20 protein-coding genes are annotated in these 19,635 nt (G+C 61.3%); 15 read left to right on the top strand and 5 right to left on the bottom strand.

Annotated elements, in window-relative coordinates; genetic code table 11:
• Positions 1 to 28: 28 nt before the first annotated feature.
• A complete protein-coding gene (locus ACN0SW_RS06135) occupies positions 29 to 175 on the bottom strand; it encodes a hypothetical protein (RefSeq protein WP_417727031.1) in 147 nt (48 codons plus the stop codon).
• A gap of 55 nt (positions 176 to 230) precedes the next feature.
• The gene (locus ACN0SW_RS06130; protein WP_417727030.1) at positions 231 to 731 is read right to left on the bottom strand and encodes a hypothetical protein; all 501 of its coding nucleotides are present in this window, start codon (positions 729 to 731) and stop codon (positions 231 to 233) included.
• A 111-nt stretch (positions 732 to 842) separates the two neighbouring features.
• On the opposite strand from ACN0SW_RS06130, the gene ACN0SW_RS06125 reads away from it, so the two are divergent.
• A complete protein-coding gene (locus tag ACN0SW_RS06125) occupies positions 843 to 1,244 on the top strand; it encodes a hypothetical protein (protein ID WP_417727029.1) in 402 nt (133 codons plus the stop codon).
• Positions 1,245 to 1,877 (top strand): sel1 repeat family protein, encoded by a 633-nt coding sequence (locus ACN0SW_RS06120; protein ID WP_417727028.1) that lies wholly within the window; start codon positions 1,245 to 1,247, stop codon positions 1,875 to 1,877.
• Between the two features lie 102 nt (positions 1,878 to 1,979).
• Here the strand turns inward: ACN0SW_RS06120 and ACN0SW_RS06115 are convergent, their stop codons facing one another.
• Together ACN0SW_RS06115 and ACN0SW_RS06110 are read right to left on the bottom strand one after the other, a co-directional pair.
• Positions 1,980 to 2,276: a hypothetical protein gene (locus tag ACN0SW_RS06115; RefSeq protein ID WP_417727027.1), complete on the bottom strand. Its 297-nt coding sequence runs from the start codon at positions 2,274 to 2,276 to the stop codon at positions 1,980 to 1,982.
• Positions 2,277 to 2,280: 4 nt separating this feature from the next.
• On the bottom strand, positions 2,281 to 2,706 hold the full coding sequence (locus ACN0SW_RS06110) for a hypothetical protein (protein ID WP_417727026.1): 426 nt from the start codon (positions 2,704 to 2,706) through the stop codon (positions 2,281 to 2,283).
• Between the two features lie 131 nt (positions 2,707 to 2,837).
• Between ACN0SW_RS06110 and flgB the strand changes: the two genes are divergently transcribed.
• From flgB to ACN0SW_RS06045, 13 genes are all read left to right on the top strand, one after another.
• The gene (gene flgB / locus ACN0SW_RS06105; RefSeq protein ID WP_417727025.1) at positions 2,838 to 3,224 is read left to right on the top strand and encodes a flagellar basal body rod protein FlgB; all 387 of its coding nucleotides are present in this window, start codon (positions 2,838 to 2,840) and stop codon (positions 3,222 to 3,224) included.
• A 3-nt stretch (positions 3,225 to 3,227) separates the two neighbouring features.
• Positions 3,228 to 3,644, top strand: a complete 417-nt coding sequence (gene flgC, locus ACN0SW_RS06100) for a flagellar basal body rod protein FlgC (protein WP_417727024.1) — start codon at positions 3,228 to 3,230, stop codon at positions 3,642 to 3,644.
• 11 nt (positions 3,645 to 3,655) lie between these two features.
• Positions 3,656 to 4,333: a flagellar hook assembly protein FlgD gene (locus tag ACN0SW_RS06095; RefSeq protein ID WP_417727023.1), complete on the top strand. Its 678-nt coding sequence runs from the start codon at positions 3,656 to 3,658 to the stop codon at positions 4,331 to 4,333.
• Between the two features lie 73 nt (positions 4,334 to 4,406).
• Positions 4,407 to 5,666, top strand: coding sequence for a flagellar hook protein FlgE (locus ACN0SW_RS06090; protein ID WP_417727022.1), 1,260 nt, complete (start codon positions 4,407 to 4,409; stop codon positions 5,664 to 5,666).
• Positions 5,667 to 5,680: 14 nt separating this feature from the next.
• Positions 5,681 to 6,442: a flagellar basal body rod protein FlgF gene (locus ACN0SW_RS06085; protein ID WP_417727021.1), complete on the top strand. Its 762-nt coding sequence runs from the start codon at positions 5,681 to 5,683 to the stop codon at positions 6,440 to 6,442.
• 342 nt (positions 6,443 to 6,784) lie between these two features.
• On the top strand, positions 6,785 to 7,573 hold the full coding sequence (gene flgG / locus ACN0SW_RS06080; protein ID WP_417727020.1) for a flagellar basal-body rod protein FlgG: 789 nt from the start codon (positions 6,785 to 6,787) through the stop codon (positions 7,571 to 7,573).
• Between the two features lie 11 nt (positions 7,574 to 7,584).
• Positions 7,585 to 8,247, top strand: coding sequence for a flagellar basal body L-ring protein FlgH (locus tag ACN0SW_RS06075; RefSeq protein ID WP_417727019.1), 663 nt, complete (start codon positions 7,585 to 7,587; stop codon positions 8,245 to 8,247).
• Between the two features lie 11 nt (positions 8,248 to 8,258).
• On the top strand, positions 8,259 to 9,371 hold the full coding sequence (locus tag ACN0SW_RS06070; RefSeq protein ID WP_417727018.1) for a flagellar basal body P-ring protein FlgI: 1,113 nt from the start codon (positions 8,259 to 8,261) through the stop codon (positions 9,369 to 9,371).
• Between the two features lie 13 nt (positions 9,372 to 9,384).
• Positions 9,385 to 9,711, top strand: a complete 327-nt coding sequence (locus tag ACN0SW_RS06065; protein WP_417727017.1) for a rod-binding protein — start codon at positions 9,385 to 9,387, stop codon at positions 9,709 to 9,711.
• Positions 9,712 to 9,714: 3 nt separating this feature from the next.
• Positions 9,715 to 13,722 carry a FlgK family flagellar hook-associated protein gene (locus tag ACN0SW_RS06060; RefSeq protein WP_417727016.1) on the top strand — a complete coding sequence of 1,336 codons (4,008 nt, stop codon included), beginning with the start codon at positions 9,715 to 9,717 and terminating at the stop codon, positions 13,720 to 13,722.
• A gap of 8 nt (positions 13,723 to 13,730) precedes the next feature.
• A complete protein-coding gene (flgL, locus tag ACN0SW_RS06055; protein ID WP_417727015.1) occupies positions 13,731 to 14,969 on the top strand; it encodes a flagellar hook-associated protein FlgL in 1,239 nt (412 codons plus the stop codon).
• An 86-nt stretch (positions 14,970 to 15,055) separates the two neighbouring features.
• A complete protein-coding gene (locus tag ACN0SW_RS06050) occupies positions 15,056 to 15,832 on the top strand; it encodes a transglycosylase SLT domain-containing protein (RefSeq protein WP_417727014.1) in 777 nt (258 codons plus the stop codon).
• Positions 15,833 to 15,962: 130 nt separating this feature from the next.
• Positions 15,963 to 17,033 carry a sigma-54 interaction domain-containing protein gene (locus ACN0SW_RS06045; RefSeq protein ID WP_417727013.1) on the top strand — a complete coding sequence of 357 codons (1,071 nt, stop codon included), beginning with the start codon at positions 15,963 to 15,965 and terminating at the stop codon, positions 17,031 to 17,033.
• Here the strand turns inward: ACN0SW_RS06045 and ACN0SW_RS06040 are convergent.
• A complete protein-coding gene (locus ACN0SW_RS06040) occupies positions 17,019 to 19,568 on the bottom strand; it encodes an ATP-binding protein (protein WP_417727012.1) in 2,550 nt (849 codons plus the stop codon). The genes ACN0SW_RS06045 and ACN0SW_RS06040 overlap by 15 nt on opposite strands.
• Positions 19,569 to 19,635 lie beyond the last annotated feature (67 nt).

The following is a 19,635-nucleotide window of genomic DNA, read 5'->3' as shown; positions in this document are numbered from 1 at the left end:
CAATCGCTGTGCAGGTTTGCGCAGCTTTTCAGCCGCGGCGACGCAGCAGGCGCATGAGACCCCAGACACGTTGACGCCGGGGCGCACCGTTTTCGTCACAAAGCACAAGCTCGACCCCGACCTTGTGCGGATCGGTGCCGGGGGTGGGAATGAAGGTTTGGCGCAGGGCGATCATGGGAGGTCCTTTTCGGTGGCTTGGATCTGAGAAAGGGCTGCAAGAAGCTTGCCAATCAGGGAACGTGCGCCCATTCGAGAATAAGAACTTCGAGAATGGCGGGCGCTTCGCCCATTGAGACCAATTTTGCGTTCAGCACCTGCATGAGGCGTTCGGGCAAGGCTGCACGAAGCGCATCCAGCCCGGTCTCGGGCGCAAGTCCTTCGGCGGTGCGCAGCACAGCATCGGCCAACCCTGCCCGGGCCTCTTGTTGGCGGTCGCTGAGCCGGGCCATGAGCGCCAGACTGCCCTTTTCGCGGAGCGCGATGCCGAGGCTGACAGTGAGCGTGCCGCCGCCATTGGCGAGCGATGCCGTCACAGGCAGGTCGAGTGCCAGATAGCGGCGTGGCTCTGGCTGGTGGGGGGGATCTTCTGCGATTTCGGTTGTTTCTGAAGGGAATGATAAGAGTGGAGTCTCGTGCATGACCCAGACACTTGCCAGCCCAAGCACAACTGGCCCGAGACTTGCAGGCAACACAAAGGCGAGTAGCCGAAAGCGGGAAGAAAGCTCAGTCATGATCCCTGAACAGCAAGGATCGGGCCAAGCGCCCCTAAACTGGCCGGATTTTTTGCCGTTATCGTCTTCGGGGCCGGTTTTCGGTTCGCGGACAGGCGCAGGATCGGCAGGATGGACTCAAAAGGATCGGGCAGGTTGGCAGACGCTTTGTCGAGATTCAGGAACCTTCGCAAAGACGCGGGGCAGGCCGCGCCCGGACGGGTGTCGGACGAATTCCCGCTGGTGCGCCGCAGTACCAACCTGTGCGATATCACGCTGGTCGAGCGGCATTTGCCCGAGATCCTTGGCCGCGCCTTGGCGCGCAGTTGGATTGATCGCGCGTTCAGTACCGCGTTGCTGGCCGACCCAAAGGGGCTCTTGGCCAATCATGATATTCATCTGCCAGACACGGTGAGTATCGAGGTGGAAATGACCCAGACACAGCGGCATCGCCTTGTGGTCTATGAACAACGCCCAGGCGGAGACCGGCGGCGGGTGATGTATCTGCAACTTGTAATGATGGCGGGAAAATAGATGCGACGTTTCGTGCTTGCCTCTGCGGTCGTTTTGACTGGGGCCATGGCGACGGCCGGGTCGACCCCCAGCTTTGATCAGGCGGTGTCGTTGGCGCGGGACGGGAAGGCCGGAGCGGCAGCGGCGATGTTTGCCGATCTCGCCCATGATGGAAACCGGGCCGCGCAGGTCAACTTTGCGGTGTTGCAAGCCAAAGGGCAGGGTCTTCCGCAGGATGATCAAGAGGCGGCCTATTGGGCGTGGCGGGCGCGGCTGGCGGGTGAGATACGGGCGATTGCACTCAGTGACCTTTTGCTCGGGCGTCTTACGGATGCGGCCCGCACCAAGTTGGCGGATCGGCTGATCCATGATCTGACCGTGCAGGCTGAGACCGGCATGCCGGACCAGTTTGCGGCGATTGGCCGGGTCGAGGTGCAGTTGCGCAACCCGCCGCGCATGGACGTGGCCGCGCTGTGGTTCACGCTAGGGGCGGCGTTTGAAGAGCGCGGCGCGCTCGCGTTGCGCGAATTTGCCATGAATGGGCTGGATGCCAAGGCGCGGCTTGTGGTGCAGGAGCGCGCGAGCGTTGAATTTGCCACATGGTGTGCAAAGGTGCCGCGCGACGTTCGCCCCGAGACCTGCGGGCAAAATTAGACCGCAGTATCGCCAGTCGCTTGCAAATCCTGTCATCAAAAAAGTTACGCCCGGTCGTTTGGAGCGACCGGGCGACAACTGTTGTCAACTCTGGAGGGAGCATCAGCTCAAAAGTGAGAGAAATCCGGAAATGATCCAGTACCACATCGCGATCCCGAGACCGATCATCGGGGCAATCCACCATCCACTGGGGAGATGGAGGGGGGCATTGGTGTCTTGCCTCATACGATGCGTATGGTTCAGGGTCATTTGCGATGCAGACTGTTTCACTTCCGTATCTCCTGGTCGCCTTGAAACTACAGTCATAATCCCATGATCCCGCTGCAATATAAAGCGCGCAAAGGTTTTTCCGTGGTGGAAAAAGATAAAATTGATATCCAAAGATACAAGAAATTTCAACAACTTAGTCATCTCCAAAGAAGTCATCATCCTCGTCCTCATCACTACCCAGTTCGCTCATCATCATGCTGAGCGCGCCCCCCGCCAGATCGAGGCTGACGAGTTTGCTGGCCTTGGCCGGTTTGGGAGGGGGAGCTGGTTCCGGCTCTGGCTCTGGCTCTGGTGTGGGAAGCGGCAGGGGATCGGGTTTGACCTTGACCGGCGGCGGGGCGGGTTTGTTCGACGCATCCAGGGCCTCTTGCAACAACCGCAGGCGCAGGCGCATGGCCAGAATACGCTGCATCGGGTGGCTTGTCTGGGCATAGGCGGCGCAGGCCACTGGCAGGCTTTCGGATGCGGGTAGGGTCAGCAATCGGCCCAACACGCGGCTAAAGCTGCGTGGCAGGGTCAGCGGCTTGCGCGACGAGGGGCGGTGGGCGGTCTCTGACATAAGCTTTCCTTATCTTGGGCCGGTTGGCACCGGAATTGCAGGGATGCGGGCAGGGCGCTTGCATCCGTGATGCATGAGCCCCTGCAAGGACCGGACCAACCGCGCAACACGACTCAAGAGGAGCCCGCGCAATGACTGATGCGTTTCGCGATCACCTGAGCCTGTTTTCTTCTGCTCTGACCCTGCGTGAGCAGCGTGGATCAATGCTGGCCTCCAATATCGCCAATGCGGCGACTCCGGGCTTCAAAGCGCGCGACATGGATTTTCAAGCGATGTTGAACGCTGAAACCGGCCATGGGGCGTTGGCCACCAGCAACAACCGTCATTTTGCAACCAGTACTCAGGGTGCTGGACAGGCCGGTTACCGCGTGCCGGTCAACCCGTCACTGGATGGCAACACGGTCGAGTTGGCCGTGGAACAGATGGAATTTGCCGAAAACAGCCTGCGCTATCAGACCAGTCTGACACTGCTCAATCGGCGCATTTCTGGCCTGAACCAAGCGATCAAGGGAGAATGAGCCATGATGATCCGAAATATCTTTGACGTTGCCAGCTCTGCCATGTCGGCGCAGATGGTGCGGCTCAATACCGTGGCCTCGAATATGGCCAATGCCCAGACGGTGAGTACCACCAAAGACGAGGCATTTCGCCCGCTGCGGCCGGTGTTTGAAACTGTTTACGCCGATCAGACTGGCCAGCAGGGGCTATCGACCACGCGCGTCAGTGACGTGATTCAACTCGATCGAGAGCCGGTGCGCGCCTATCGGCCCGACCATCCGATGGCCGATGCCGAGGGGTTTGTCTACGAGGCCGTGGTCAACACCGATGAAGAAATGGTCGAGATGGTTGAGGCCAGCCGCCAGTACCAAAACGTATTAGAGACCGTCTCGACCCTGCGCACGCTGATGGCGCGCACGGTTATGATGGGTCAAGGCTAAGGAGCGCCGCGATGCCCGATATCAACACAGCAACCGGTGCAGGTGCCACGTTTACAGCCGCTGCCGCAGCTGCTGCCGCTCCAACACGGACCGGCAGCAGCGATCTTGGCCAACAAGATTTCCTTACCCTGATGACGGCGCAATTGCAGAACCAGGACCCGTTTGCACCAATGGAAAACGGTGAGTTTCTGGCGCAGATGGCGCAGTTCTCCACTGTGGGGGGGCTGGATACTGTGAATGCGACCTTGGGGGAGATCAGCAGCCAGATCGGCGGCAACCGGATAGCCACCGCGTCATCGCTGCTTGGTCAACAGGTGTTGGTGCCGGGCGCACTGGCGCGGCCTGATGCGTCTGGCGGGGTTCATGGCGTCGCTGATCTGCCAGAGGCCGCGAATGCGGTCACGGTGATCTATTCCGATGCGAAGACCGGTGCGGAGCTGCATCGGCAGGATATGGGCGCACAGCCCGCCGGGCTGATGGGGTTTGATTGGGACGATCTGCCGCCTGAAATCACGCAGGCGCGGAGTGCTGTACGGGTGGCGATCGAAGTGGATGGCACCGCCCCCGCCGAGCCCTTTGTCTATGCGCGGGTGGTCGGGGTCCAAATGCCTGAAACCGGACAAGACATGACCCTTCGGGTCGAGGATTACGGGCTGCGCAGCAGTCTGGAAATCAACGCCATTCGGTAGGGCGGGTTTTGCAAGGCTCGTCTGTAATCACGCTGAAATATCGAAACACCAATGACTTGATAGGAAAAAATCAATGAGCTTTCACACTGCACTCTCGGGACTGAATGCCGCGCAGGCCGATATTTCCGTGACCTCGAACAACATCGCCAATGTGGGCACCTTGGGATTTCACGGCAGCCGCGCGGAATTTGCCGACATCTACACCAACAGCCCCTTTAGCCGTCCGGCCTCGCAGATCGGGTCGGGCACCGAGGTCAGCCAGATTGCGGTGAATTACAAACAAGGCTCGCTGACGGCGACGGGCAATGTGCTGGATTTGTCCTTGCAGGGACCGGGGTTCTTTCAGGTGCGCACCGGGCCGGATGCGGAGGCTGGTTTCGGCTATACCCGCGCCGGTGCCTTTGGTATGAACCGGGACGGGTTCGTCACCAATGCAGCCGGGCATTTCCTGAATGTGTTTCCCACCTCCGAGAACGGTGACCCGTTGACCACGACGCAAACCGAACGCCTGAATATCCCACAGCAATACGGGACGCCGCAGGCGACGACAGCGGTCAACCTGTCGTTCAACCTGTCACTGTCGGACAATGGGGGTCTGGGCACGCAGGCGGCCATTCCGGCCGCGCTCTTTGATCCGGCCGATCCCAGCACTTATGCGGCAACCACGCAGATTCCGGTGCTCAATGCCGAAGGTCAGGCCGTGCCGGCGCAGGCGTTCTTTGTCATGTCGGACGCGCCGGATGCCGAAGATGGCGGGCTGTCTTATACGTTGCAGCTTGTGGTCGATGGGGTCACTGCAGAACCTGCGGACCCTTTGGCCACGCTTTCCTTTGATGCGGGCGGTGTGCAGACCAGCGGGTTGGAGGCGATGAGCTTTGCGCTTGGGGAGCAAACGCTCAGTCTTGATCTGGGTGGCTCTCGTGTGTCGACTTCAGCATTTGGTGCGATCTCCGTCTCACAAGATGGTAATCCACGGCTCGAACTTTCCTCTGTGGAAGTGCGCGAAGACGGGACGGTCTGGGCCAGTTATGGGGCCGAGCGTTCTGTGGCCGTCGGGCAGGTGGCAGTGGCAAATTTTTCTGATCTTCAGGGGCTGGGCAATATCGGCAGTGCAACCTATCTCGCCTCTCGTGAGTCCGGTGAGGCACGGCTGGGCGTGCCCGGATCGAGCGGTTTCGGCGCGATCCGGTCCGGATCTGTGGAGCGCTCGAACGTGGATCTGACCGAGCAGCTGGTCAATCTGATCATGGCGCAGCGGAATTATCAGGCATCAGCCAAGGCGCTTGAGACCAACGGGACATTGGCCGACACGGTCCTGAACATCCGCAGCTAAGGCAGGGCGCAGCTATGGACCGGATGATTTATACCGCGCTCAACGCTCTGGGCGTGAACCGTGACAGTCAGGTGGCGCAGGCGCAGAACCTCGCCAACCAGACCGTGCCGGGCTATCGCCGCGACCTGCCCAATGAGGGCGGGGCGCGGTTTCTTGACATGATGGAAGGGTTGACCACCCGCGTCTTTCAGGTCGAAACGGGTCCAGCCGGATTCTCGGAGGAACCGGGGCGGCTGACGCGCACCGACGAGGAACTTGACGTCGCGATTGGCGATCTTGGCTATTTCTATGTCTCGCCTGAGAATGGTGATCCGGCGCTGAGCCGTCGGGGCGATCTGCGCCGTGACATGGATGGCACGCTGCGCAATGGCGCGGGCGATGCGATGCTTGGGCCAGGCATGGCGCCTATTCAACTGCCCGCCTATCGCAATATCCGCATCACCGACATTGGCGAAATCTATATTCAACCGTTGGATGACCCAGAGGGTGAGGCCGTGCTGGCGGGGGTTCTGGCCACGGTGATCCCACCGGATGGTGTCGCGCTGACCAAGGGTGCGGATGGTCAGATCCGGGCTGTGGACGGCGCTTTGCCGCCACCCGATCAGCGGGCTGAAATACTGCAAGGCACGCTTGAGAGCAGTAACGTCAATCCGGTCGAGGAATTGCTGTCGACCATGCAGATGCAGCGCAATTTCGAGTTGGGCATGCGCATGGTATTGACCGCACGCGAACTGGATGAGAGCGGCGCACGGATGATGCAGGCGCCCGAGGGCTAGGCCTGGCTGGTTTTGAGCTGTTGCTGACATTGGTCGCAATCCCCGAGGCGCGGAATCAAGGTGCGCAGCGCCCTTCCGTCCTGCCGGGCGGGCGTTTTTGCCACGTCGTAACGCATTGAGAACGTAGAAGTATTTGGCAAGCAAGTAGTGCCAACCGACCACGTTGCCGCGCCCGCCCGGCGGGCGGGCACCGCGGGGCTTATCATTTGGCGCCAACATCAGTTAGAGGCCAATATTACCCTCCGCCCTAAAATTGTCGGTGGATTGGCCGTAGGGCCGCGCCGGGCTGGCACGCGGCTTGCAGCCTGAGGTCAAACAGAGACCTCAGGAAAGGCAGAGCCGATGTCCTCGAACGTGATGCACGTGGCCAAGACCGGGCTTAACGCCCAGCAGGCCCGCATTCAGGTGATTTCGAACAACCTGGCCAACGTTAATACCACCGGGTTCAAGCGCGACCGCGCCAATTTCGAGACGCTGCTCTACCAGACGCTACGCCCGGCAGGGGCGCAGACCTCGGAGGCCACAGAACAGACCGCGCCCACCACGCTGGGCACTGGCGTGCGGCTGGTCAGCACCGAGAAGATGTATACCCAAGGCAACCTGACCACCACCGACAATGCGCTGGATATGGCGATTGATGGCAAGGGGTTCTTTCAGGTTCTGATGCCTGACGGGCGCATCGGTTATACGCGCAACGGCACTTTCTCGCAAAATGCCGATGGCGTGCTGACCACAGCCAGCGGCTATGTGGTGCAGCCCGAAATCCAGATCCCCGCCGAGGCCACCAGCATCAGCATGTCCCGCGATGGCATCATCAGCGTGACCTTGCCTGACGCGGTCGAGGCACAGGAAGTGGGGCAGTTGACCCTTGCGCAGTTTACCAATCCGCGCGGGCTGGAGCCGGTGGGAGAGACCTTTGTGGTCGAGAGCACCGCAAGTGGCGCGCCCGTCGTGGGCAATCCGCTTGAGGATGGCATGGGCGCCTTGGTTCAGGGCGCGCTGGAGACCTCGAATGTGAATGTGGTGCAAGAGCTGGTCGAAATGATCGAAGCGCAGCGCGCCTATGAAATCAATTCACGCTCCATCTCGGCCTCGGACGAGATGATGAGCTATCTCGCCAACAACCTCTGAAAGGGTTTGTGATGCATCGTATTCTTTGCACGACCGCCGCGCTGATTGCGCTTGCGGGCTGCTCTACCCAGATCGAAGAGGCCGAGTCAGAGCTTTATGCGCCGGTCTACCCGGTTGAAGAGGTTCAGCAGGCCAGACTGATGCCCTCTGGCGCAATCTATTCTGGCTTTTCCAACGGATTGTTCGTAGCCGATCGCCGTGCAAGCGCTGTCGGTGACATCCTGACGGTTGAGTTTTCGGAACGCTTTGCCGCCAGCAAATCGCAGGCTGCCGGATCGAGCAAGACCGACAGTTTCGAGCTGAACCTGCCGGATGTGCTGTCCTTTGGGTTTGACGATTCGCGTCTGACAAGTGGCACCACGCGCAGCTATGCCGGACGGGGCAATGCCACGCAGTCCAATTCGCTGACGGGCCGGGTCTCGGTTTCGGTGGTGCGGGTGCTGCCAGGGGGCAATCTGGAAATCGTCGGTCAAAAGAAACTGACGCTCAACAACGGTCAGGAATATATCCGGCTGCACGGCGTGGTACGACCCACGGATATTTCGGCGGATAACGTGGTGCGGTCCGACCGGATCGCCCATGCCGAGATCAAATATGTCGGCGCGGGCGATGTGGCCGATACCGCCAAGCAAGGCTGGCTGCGCCGCGCCTTTGAAACCGTGTCGCCGCTATGAGCGGGCCGGGCATGCTGCGCGTTCTTCTCTTGATTGCCTGTCTAATACCGGGTGCGGTATCGGCGGACCGGCTCAAGGATCTGGCGGATGTCGCAGGGGTTCGGTCGAACCCGCTGGTGGGCTACGGTCTGGTGGTGGGTCTGAACGGCTCTGGTGATGGAAATTCGGGGCTGACACGGCAATCCATGCAATCCATCATCTCGCGCCTCGGGCTTGAGGTCGGGGTCAATGATCTTGATGCCAAGAACGCGGCGGCGGTGATGGTCACAGCAGAGCTTACGCCGTTTTTGAAGCCGGGTCAGGTTCTGGATGTGACCGTTTCAACCGCGGGCAAGGCCAAGTCGTTGCAGGGCGGCACGCTGTTGATGACGCCGTTGATGGGCGCTGACGGAGAGGTTTACGCGATTGCTCAGGGCAATCTTGTGGTCGGTGGTCTGGGCGTTCAGGGCGGTGATGGATCGTCGGTGGTGGTCAATGTGCCCACCGTGGGACGTATCCCGCGCGGGGCCACGGTCGAGCAGATGGTCGAGACCTCCTTTCTGGAAACCGAATATTTCGTGCTGAACCTCAACCGCCCGGATTTCTCGACGGCGGGAAGCGTGGCCGATGCGATCAATGCACAGTTCGGTGCAGGCGTTGCCGTGGCCTTTGATGGCAGTTCAGTGCGGGTGCGCGCGCCTGCCGACCCGGCGGCGCGGGTGCCGTTCATGGGGCTGTTGCAGGATATCGAGGTTGATCCCGCCGCCCCGCCGGCGCAGGTCATCGTCAACGCACGCACCGGCACGGTGGTAATCGGCGGCATGGTTCGGGTGACGCCCGCCGCAGTTTCGCATGGGTCGCTGACGGTGCGGGTCAATGAGGATTTCAATGTCGATCAAGCCGCTACGGTTGTGAACGGTCGGGATGGCGGCGTGGTGGTGCCGGGCAACCCGGTGGTGACGCCGGACACCCAGATTCAGGTCGCACAAGAGAATAACCCTGCCTTTGTGTTCGATCCGGGTGTCTCGCTGGCGTCGCTGGTCGATGCAATCAACGCGGTGGGGGCAAGTGCGGCTGACCTGGTGGCCATTCTCGAAGCGCTGCACCGGGCTGGCGCCCTGCGCGCCGAACTCATCGTGATCTGAGGAGCACAGCAAAATGACCCTGCCACCGGTTTCCTCTGCGTTTGATCTTGGTCAGACCTCCAAGCTGTCAGATGCCAAGATCGCTGCCGAGGCTTTGCGGCAAGAGGATCGTTTGCGCGGGGCCGCCGAAGGGTTCGAGGCGCTTTTTCTCAATCAGATCCTACAATCCGGGCGCGCTGCGTCGTTTGGAGACTCGTTGACGGAAAGTTCGGCAACCCAGACCGCCCAATCCCTGCTTGACAGCACGCTGACCGACGTGGGCGCAGGGCGTGCGGGTCTTGGCCTGTCCGAGGCTATTTACCGCCAGTTTTCTGCCCATCTGGGCGGATCGCAGGAGTAAACTATGGTCGATTTATTGGATATCGCGCGCGGCGGGGTGTTGGCATATCGCTCGGCGCTTGGCGTGACCGGCGAAAACATCGCCAATGTCGATACCGAAGGCTATCGCCGCCGGGATGTGGTGACGCAAGAGGTTGGGCTTGGGGCTGGCGTAGAGGTCGTGGACATTCGCCGGGCCTTTGACGGCCTGATAGCCGCGCGCGGCCGCGACGCCCAGAGCACGCTTGGTGCGGCACAGACCCAACTCAGCCATGTGCAGGCGCTCGAGGACCGGCTGTTGCCGGGAGAGGGTGGCCTGCCGGATTTGTTGGACGGCTTTTTTGATGCGCTCGACGGATTGTCGCTTGCCCCGGATGATCAGGGTTTGCGGCAGGCGGTGCTGAGTGCGGGCACCGCCCTTGCGGGGGGTGTTGCGGACCTCGCAGAAGGGATCGACGTGCTGGCACGCAACGTCAGCGATGAGACCCAGCAGGCCGTTGGCCGGGCCAATAGCATCCTCGACGGTTTGGCAGAGGTGCAGCTACGACTGTCGCAGATCACCGACGAGGGCGCACGCAATCCGCTGTTGGATCAGCGTGACCGGCTCTTGGTCAATTTGTCGGAACTGGTTGCCGTCGATGTGACGCTGGATGATGCGGGCCGCGCGACGGTGCGGCTTGGGGCGGACGGTAGCGGGCCGACGATCCTTGAGGGGGGCCGTGCCGGTCGGTTGGAGCAGGGCACGGCGGGGCGTCTGACCGTTACCCCGGTAGATCCGAAGGCGCCAGAGGTGCAGACCTTTGCCGTGGGGGGCATTCTGGGTGGGCTGGCCGATGCGGCGGGGGCCATTGCTCAGGCCGGGGCCGATCTCGACCAATGGGCTGCGCGCTTGGTTGAGCAAACGAATGCGGTGCATGCCAAGGGCCTCACGCCTTCGGGCGAACATGGGTCCACGCTTTTTTCGCTCTCTGGCTGGGAGTCCGAGCCGGGGGCGCTGATGCGCGGTACTGGATCTGCCAAGATCACCATCACCGATGCGAGCCAGATGCCCGAGGGGCCTCTGGCATTGGTACATGATGCGCCCACAGGGCTGTGGCAGGCACGCGATGCGGCGGGACAAGTGCTGGCGACGGGTGCGCAGACTCTCAGCCTGCCGGGCTTGCGGATTGATATGAGTGGTGTGCCACTCGACGGTGACCGGATCGCGCTGACGCGGCATGATGCATCTGCACGTTATATGAAAATGGTTCTGGACGATCCTCAGGGCATTGCGGCTGCGGGAACGCTGACCGTGAGTTCCGTTCCCGGCAATCGCGGCACGGCCACGCTGAGCGCCACTACGCTGACCCCAAGCGCCACCGGGCTTACTGATCTTTCGGGTGTTCTTGGGGGCGAGACGGTTGAGTTTCTGAGCGCCGGTGTTGTCGGGGTGATCCCGTCGGGCACGGGCAGTGCCGAACTTTCGGTGCAGCCGCGCCTTGCGGCGATGGATCTGGCCCTGCCATCAGGGGCAGACCCACAGACCCTGAGCCTGACGATGCCTGTCGAGGGCGAGGTTGTGTTCGACCTGCCTTCGGGCCTTGATGCGGCAACGCTGGCGGAGGCGCTCAATGCGGGCACGCTTGAGAGTGCATCGGGTCAAAAGCTGAGCGATCTGGGCCTTGTGGCAGAGGCGACGAGTGGCACATTGACCCTGCTTGCGCGCGATGCGGCGCTGCCGAGTGCGGCCAGTCTTGCGACCGATCTGGGCACCGTGACCGGGGTTGTGGTTGCAGATGCGGCCCCGGCGGCAACGCTTTCGGTTTTTACCCGTGACGGTCGGCAACTCTCGGGTCCACCGCTCAGCGCGGACGAGGCCGCTGCCTTGCTGACGACGGAGAATGGATTTTACCCCGATGCCGTCTATCGCGCGGATTACCTAGAGGCCGCAGCCCCCTATGGCGGGCTGACCTATGAGCGTCAGTCGGTTCGTGGCGATTACTCGGCCCTCTTGGGGCAAGCGGGAGGGATTGCCACCTGGACGGGCTCTACGCCTGCGCCGGAAACGTCTGGTGCTGTCATTGCGTATGAAGGGGGTGCGCAATCGAGCACCCTGCGTCTGCCGGATGGCGCCAGTGCGGCTTGGGCGGAACAGGAACTGGCGGATGCCCTTCCGGTGCGAGCCGAGGCTGAAACACGGCTTGCGCTGGATCTGCCGGAAAGCGGTGTCTTGTCGTTGCGGTTGACCGGACAAAACCTGACGCCGGTTACGATCCAAACAGATCTTGGCGCCGGGGGCGCTGCGGGGCTACAAGCCGCGATCAACGCACAATCCGGCGGCACGGGGATTCGGGCTGAGCTGTCGCCGAATGGTGACCGTCTGGTGCTGGTGCAGGCCGATGGGGCCGACATCACGGTTTCGCAGCTCGCGCATTCCAACGCGGAGCCCGTCACAGTGACTCGTCTTGCCCCGGATGGTGCGGCGCTTGGGACCGTGAGCCTTGGCGCAGCCGGTCCGGATGCGGTGCGGGTTTCCGGAACGGTCCGTCTTAGCGGCACGGCGGCCTTTGGCGTGACCGAGAACGGTGTCTTGCAGACTGCACAGACTGATGGCTTTTCCAACGGGCAGATCACGCGGCAAACCGATTATGCGGGTGCGCGCGTGATCCTGACCCCGGCAGAGCCGGGGCCGGGGGATCTCGGCCTGAGACGGATCGCGGTCACCGGGTCTGATGGGCGCGTCGTGACCGCCGAGGCCGATCCGGCGCTTGGTACCGGGGCCGCGATGGCAGCGGCGCTTGCCGCCGATCTGCGCGCCACGGCACCTGCCAGCCGGATCACCGGTGCTGCCCTGGCCGCGCTGCCGCCCGAGGGGGCGCAGATGCGCGTCAGTCTTGGGGCGCAGGATTATGTGATCCGGATGAGTGGTGGTGAACCGGTTGTCAGCGGGCCAGAAGCAGGCCGTATCACGGCGCGATTTGATGAGAACAACCAACTTGTTCTGGAAACGCAGGGCGGCACACTGGATGGTGCGGCGCTGCGCCTGCCTGCGGATGCAGGCGAGGCGGCGCGGTTTGGCATGGGGATTGGTGATGCACCCGTCGCGACCATCATCGGTCAACCGTTTGATGCGGGCAACCTGCCGACCAGTTTTAGCATCACACTTGACGGGCAGGAGCATCCGATCAGTGTGACCGCGGGCGGTGTTGTTCTGCCCGCCAGTTTTCCGGGAACGGGCCACATCAATACAACCTTTGGTCGGGTCGAGATCTATTTCAGCGCTCATAGCGGTGAGATGATGATCAACGCCCAAGAGGGGGCGGTGGCGGCGGGGTTCAACACCCTTGGGCTTCGCACGGATGTGTCCGATGGCACGCTGCGGCTGACGGCTACGGATGATCGTGTTCTGTCGGTGCAGAGTGTCGCGGGACAAAGCGGCTCTGTGCTGCGGTTGACCAATATTCCGGATGAAGATCTCTTGGTGGTGATGGGGGGCTCTGGCGCATTGCGTCTGGCCGGGCAAATTGGCGCGGACAGCGCCACAGAGCGCACCCGCGAATTGCGGGTTCTCGATGCAGCCACCGGCCTTGTCGGGCTCTTTGATCGTGAAAGTGGCGCACATCTGGCCTCTCGCACGCTTGATGCGGCGGGAACCGCGCGGTTTGGTGATCTGGAGGTGACGCTAGGCGGCGGGCGAGTCACGGGTGACAGCTATGTCCTGACACCCAATGCAGGCGGTGCCGGTGATGGGCGCAGTATCGAGGCGCTGGCCAATCTGCGCCAGCGTGACGGGCTGACGGGGCAGGGCGGATATGCCACCAGCTTTGCCAGTCTGCAGCAGCGCGCGGGCGCGCAGGTGACAGCCGGTCAAAGCCGGGTTGCCACCGCTGAGGCCGAGGTCGAAAGCGCCGCGCGTGCGGAATCCGAATTGAGCGGTGTCGATCTGGACGCCGAGGCAGCCCAATTGATGCAACAGCAACAGGCCTATCAGGCCAATGCACAGGTTCTGTCGGTCGCGCGTGCGCTGTTCGACACCCTGCTCCAAGCGATATGAGGTTCTGAATGAGCATCGGTACAGCCCTTTTCCACAACGTCACCACGCGCAACCTGTCACAGGTCAATGAGCGAATTTCTGATCTTCAGGGACAGATTTCCTCGGGGGTCAATGATCCGCGCCCCTCGGCCGATCCGGTGCGCGCCTTGCGTCTGTCGGCAGCACAAGAGCAGCAACAGGCGCTTGACCGTTATTCGACCAATCTTGAGCGGGCGGGTGCACGGCTGGATCAGGCAGACACGGTTTTGAGCGAGGTCGGCAATGTCATGCGCCGGGTGGGCGAGTTGGCGCTGCGTGCGGCTTCGGATACGGCAACGGCGACAGAGCGCGACAGCATCGGCACCGAAGTACGGGCCTTGCGCGCAAGCCTGCTTGGGCTGGCCAATGCCCGTGACGAGAGCGGTCGCGCGCTCTTTGGTGGATATGGTACGCAATCTGACCCGTTCCGCGATGGGGCGGGGGGCATTGTCTATCAGGGGGACGGCGGGCAATCACGGTTGCAGGTGTCGGAATCCATCAGTCTGCCCACAGGCCTGAGCGGCGATGCCGTGTTTCGTATGGGGGCTGAGGGCGGCGATATCTTTGCCCTGATTGATGATTTTCTCGGGTCTCTGGCAACGGCCAGCGCCTCACCACGCGCGAGTGCCTCAGGTCAGGGGCAACTTAGTCTGCAACCGGCACTCAGCCGCACGCCTGCGGAATGGAACATGACCGTCGAAGGGCCTTTGGGGCGGGCAACGGTCAGCTACGAGGCGGCGCAGGGTGTCCTGTCCGGGGCGGTCGAGGCGATCAACGCCCAAACGGCGACGACAGGAATAAGCGCCGCACTTGATCCCGAAAACGGCGGTCTGATCCTGACTGCTGCCGGGGACATCACTGTGTCAGAGGTTTCAAGTCAGCCGGAGCCCGGTGGGGTCCTGGTGTCTGTCCAAGATGCTCAAGGGAGGACACAGGCGCTGGTGCCCAGTGGGCGCACGCGGGATGCGCTGATTGATCGGCTTCAGGACGCAACCGATTATGTGATTGATCAACGCACCCAATTGGGGGCGCTGTCAGCGGATGCTGAGCGGCAATCGGATGTGATCGACAATCGCAGGCTGGCGATGGACCGCGCGGTGTCGGGGCTGGAAGATCTTGATCTTCCAGATGCGTTGACGCGGTTGCAACAAGCCATGCTGACACGGGATGCCGCGCAACAGACCTATGCGCGGATCACGCAACAGAGCTTGTTTGATTTTCTGAGATAAATCAAAGAACTAAGACGTCTTTCTGGGGCGGAGTTAATTGCGGAACGCGATAGGCTGACTTGGCCCGCCGCTTGCAAAGTGGGGGCATGACACGCGTAATTTCCTTGATGCTGGTGGCGCTTTGGCTGCCGTTTGCGGCCTTGGCCGCCCCTGTGAATTGTGAAGGGCTCGCTGCGCAAGCGGCAGAGCGTTACGGGCTGCCGGGGGGGCTGCTCAGCGCCATCGCGCGGACGGAATCGGGGCGTGCGCAGGGTGAATCGGGTACTCGTGCCTGGGCTTGGACCGCGAACGTGCGGGGAAAAAGCTATTATTATCAAAGCAAAGATGAGGCTCTCAGGCATCTGCGGCAACTGGTGGCGCGGGGGGAGCGAGAATTTGATGTGGGGTGCATGCAGCTTAACTATCGCTGGCATGGTGAGAAGTTTGACGATCTGGAACATATGATCGACCCCGCTCAGAACACAGATTATGCCGCCCGATATCTGAGTGAGTTACGTTCGGAAACAGGAAGTTGGGACGGCGCAACCCGGTATTACCATTCGCGCGATCCGTCGCGTGGCGCGGCCTATCTGGGACGGGTGCGCAAGGTTCTGGCGCGGCTTGGCCCGGTTGAGCCGACCCTAGAAAGTGTACAAAGTGTCCAGTATGTACGCGGTGAGCGTACACAATCAGAGCTGGCCTTGCCGCCGCGCGTCGCGCCGCGACTTGCGGCTCCGGTGAGCCGAGAGGACCGGCGATTTTCGGGAGGTGGACCGCTTGTGACGGTGGCCGGCGAGGTGCGATATTGGGACGCCTCGGCGCTGCCGGAAGGGGCGTTTCCGCGAATGCCGGACCGGGTCATCCCGAAAATGCGCCGTCAGTGATCTCTTTCAGGAGAGCACTTGGGCTAATTTAGTATCTTTAGAGTAATCTTTGTCTTCTCTTGCACACTCTGAGGAGACAACAGATGCTGTTAGGGTGTATGTGACATCAAAGGATACTGGATCGCGCAATATGGCAAGTTATTGGACTGCATCTTCGCTCACGGAACAATTTCCGATTGATTTGCGGCTTGATGCCCTCTTGATTGGCGAGTCGCCCGTAATGCGGCGGGTGAAGCAGACCATCAACATCATAGCCCCGAGCGATGTGCCGGTTCTGATCACCGGCCCGACAGGGGCGGGCAAGGAAGTGGTGGCGAACGCGCTGCATCTCATGTCGGGTCGCGCTGGCCCGATGATCCCGGTCAATTGTGGGGCCATTCCCGCTGACCTGTTGGAATCCGAACTGTTTGGTCACGAAAAGGGATCGTTCACCGGTGCCCTCAATCGGCGGATCGGGCTGATTGAACAGGCCGAAGGCGGCACGCTTTTTCTGGATGAGATTGGCGAGACCCCGTTGCATGTGCAGGTCAAGCTGTTGCGCGCGCTGGAAACGCAGACCATTCAGCGGGTGGGTGGCGGAGAGCCCATTGCGGTGAACTTTCGCCTGCTGAGCGCCACGCACCGCGATTTGCACCAAGACGTTGCCGAAAAGCGGTTCCGTGAGGATTTGCTGTTTCGGATCGAGGTTTTCAGCCTGTGCATGCCCGCGCTGAGAGAGCATCCAGAGGATATCCCCCAGATCCTGCGCATAATGGAGCAGGGTGATCGGGGGGGAACCATGCTGCAACTGACGCCGGGTGCGCTGGCGCTGTTGATGGCTTATGAGTGGCCGGGCAATGTGCGCGAGCTGCGCAATTTTCACGACCGGGCGCAGATCCTGTTCCGCAACCGCACGATCACCGAAGAAGAAGCGCGCGTCGCCATGGTGCCGCACCTGAGTTTTCCATCGAGCACCGCCGCCCAACCCGAACCGATCGAGGAGGCGCTGCCGGTGGGCGCGCCTGATCTCAAGGAAATGCTGTCCGAGACCGGATCGCTTGACCTGCGCACCATGCTGCAACGGGTTGAGGTCAAGGTGATCCAATCGGCGCTGGAACTAAGCCAAGGCCGTGTGACGCACGCTGCGGAAATGCTGCGGCTCAAGCGGACCACGCTGATCAGCCGGATGCAAAAGCTGGGAATTGAGTCAGACAGCCTCTGACAGGGGGCTGTCCTCGTCGTCTTGGGACGGGGTGAGGTATTGCTCAAAATCGCTTTGAAATTCCAGCAAGAGCGTCCGCGCGGCAGGAACGAGAGCGGTATTGGCGGGATCAACGCCGTCACGCGCCAAGGTTTCTGCCTCGGAAAGGGTCTCTGTCAATTCGTCGAGACCAATAACCCCGGTCGATCCAACCGCTTTGTGAATGATCTGGACTTTGTCCTCAAGCGACAGGTCGGGATCGGACATCGCCGCAAAGGCATGCTGCGCATCTGTCAGCGTGGCGCGTAGCAGCCGGATTGCGGTTTCCTGTCCCACCAGTTCGCCCAGTTCACGCATTTTGGCCGCGGCATCGTCGCTTTCGGTTATGGGGGTTTCTGCCAAGGCGTTGGCGGGGGCTGCGTCAAACGGTTGGCCATGCGTTGTGTCGCGGATCGCTTGGGCGAGATGATGTTGGCTGACAGGCTTGCTCAGAACGTTGTCCATGGCAGAGGCCTGTGCGTCGCCGGATTGGGCCCCGATCAAGGCGGTGACGCCAATGATCACCGCCTGAGCCGACGGACCGCGTGACTGACGGATCACGGCGGCGGCCGTGGGGCCGTCCATTACCGGCATAGAAAAATCCATGAGGATCACATCAAACGCCGACGCCTGCGCCTTGTCCACCGCCTCTTGGCCGTTCTGGGCGGTGTCGGGCACATGGCCCATGCGCCGTACCATTTCGGCCATCAGGGTCAGGTTGATATCGTTGTCATCGACCACAAGAATGCGGCGCGGCGTATCCTCGATCTGGATCTCGGCCTCGGGGAATTCTGGGTTGGACACCTGTTCGGAGGCCTGTGATATCCGCAATGGGATTGTAAAGAAAAAGCAGCTGCCGATACCGGGTGTGCTGTTGAGCCCCAATGCGCCGCCCTGCCGTTCAATGGCGAGCCGGGCAATGGGCAGGCCCAGACCAGTGCCCATTGTCGAGTTTACCTCGCTGCGGTCAACGGTTTCGAAGCTCTCGAAGATGCGTTTTTGATCCTCCAGAGCGATGCCGATGCCGGTATCTCTGACCTCGACAGTCAGATCAAGGTTCTCGGGGGCATGACCGCCAAGGCTGAGACGGATGGAGATGACGCCATTCTTGGTGAATTTTACCGCATTGCCCGCGAGATTATAGAGCGTCCGGGAAAAGGCGCTTGGGAGCCCTTCGAGCCGGTGGTCGTCGAATGCGCCTTGGGTGATGAGTTCGATCCGGTTGTTGGATTTCTGAGCCAGCGGTCGCAATTCGTCGACGATATCTGCGGCGATGCGGGCCGGGTTGAAGAGTGAGGGCTTTTCCGTGCTCTCGCCCAGCCGGGTCAGTTCCAGCACATCATCGACCTGTTCAAGCGCGCGGGCGCTGCAATCGCGCGCGGTCTTGAGCAGGTCGCGGTTTTCCGGAGACATCTGCACCTCTTCCATCAGCCCGAGCGAGGCCATTAACCCATGCAGCGGTGTGCGCATCTCATGGCTCATCGTGGCGAGGAACATGCTTTTGGCGCGGGCGGCCTGTTTGGCCTCTATGAGCGCGGCGCGCAGATTGGTTTCCGCCGCGACCTGAGCCGAGATATCGCGGATGAAAAGGATGAAGATCGGATTGCCGGACACATCGTGATCCTTGACCATCGAGAGATCCACCGGAATGTCGCGCCCGACCGAGCTGCGGCAGGCACGTACGAACGGTGCCTTGTCGAGCAGGCTGAGCGCGTCGAGCTGATCATGGGGGATGGTTGGTTCAAGGATGAGGATGTCTTCGGCATGCATCTGCTGCAAGTCTTCTGCGGTGTAGCCCAGAATGAGGTGCGCGCGCTTGTTGCTGAAAAGGATGCGCGATTGCGGATCGGTCACGATCACCGCGTTCATGGTCGAGTTGAAGGCGGTCGAGAGCATTGCCGCGATGCGGCCTGTCTGGGCGGTGCGGTGTTCCAGTTCATGCCAGAGGCGCAAGGCGAGGACCGCACCAGCCCCCATCAGGACGAACAAGACCAGCGATTGCACGAAAAAGCGGACGAAGAGTTTCTGTTCCTCTTCGCGCAGATGGGTAGTTTCGGTGGTGATCTCTTGCAGACCCGCTACTGCGACTTGGCGTATCGTAGGGTAGGAACTCTGCACTTTGTCACGAAAAGATTCGAGTGCGATTGGATCCGTTGCGTCAATCGCATCAATCCAATTGGCTAGTCTCTCTCGGACAACCTTGAGTTCGTCCACCTGCGCCAGCAGGGAATCGGACACCTCCATGCGGTGCAGGGTCGACGTAAAGATGTCGATCCGGCTGTAGAAGATGTCGAACTCTTTTTTGACTTGCGCCAGAGCGTTCGGCTCTAGTGGTATTCTGACTTCAGGCCGGGATTTCAGCACCGCCTGATCCAGCTCTTTCATCAGGCTGAGATGGTCCACCTCCAACTGCGCAACCACCCAACCGCTATTGTCGGTAGAGGCCGAGCGGGTTGAGTCCAGGCGTTTTTGAAACGCCATCGCGCTGACAAGCAGCGCGATGCTAGAGATGAGCATCAAGGACAGCAAAATCTGCGCAGACAGGCGCTTGGTCGAATTAAAGACCTTGTCTGGTTTGCCGTCT

It is taken from the genome of Roseovarius sp. (assembly GCF_048262375.1).
In the GTDB taxonomy this organism is placed as follows: Bacteria; Pseudomonadota; Alphaproteobacteria; order Rhodobacterales; family Rhodobacteraceae; genus Roseovarius.
The sequence above is the reverse complement of the archived record's forward strand: the minus strand, read 5'-3'. Positions and strand labels throughout refer to the sequence as shown.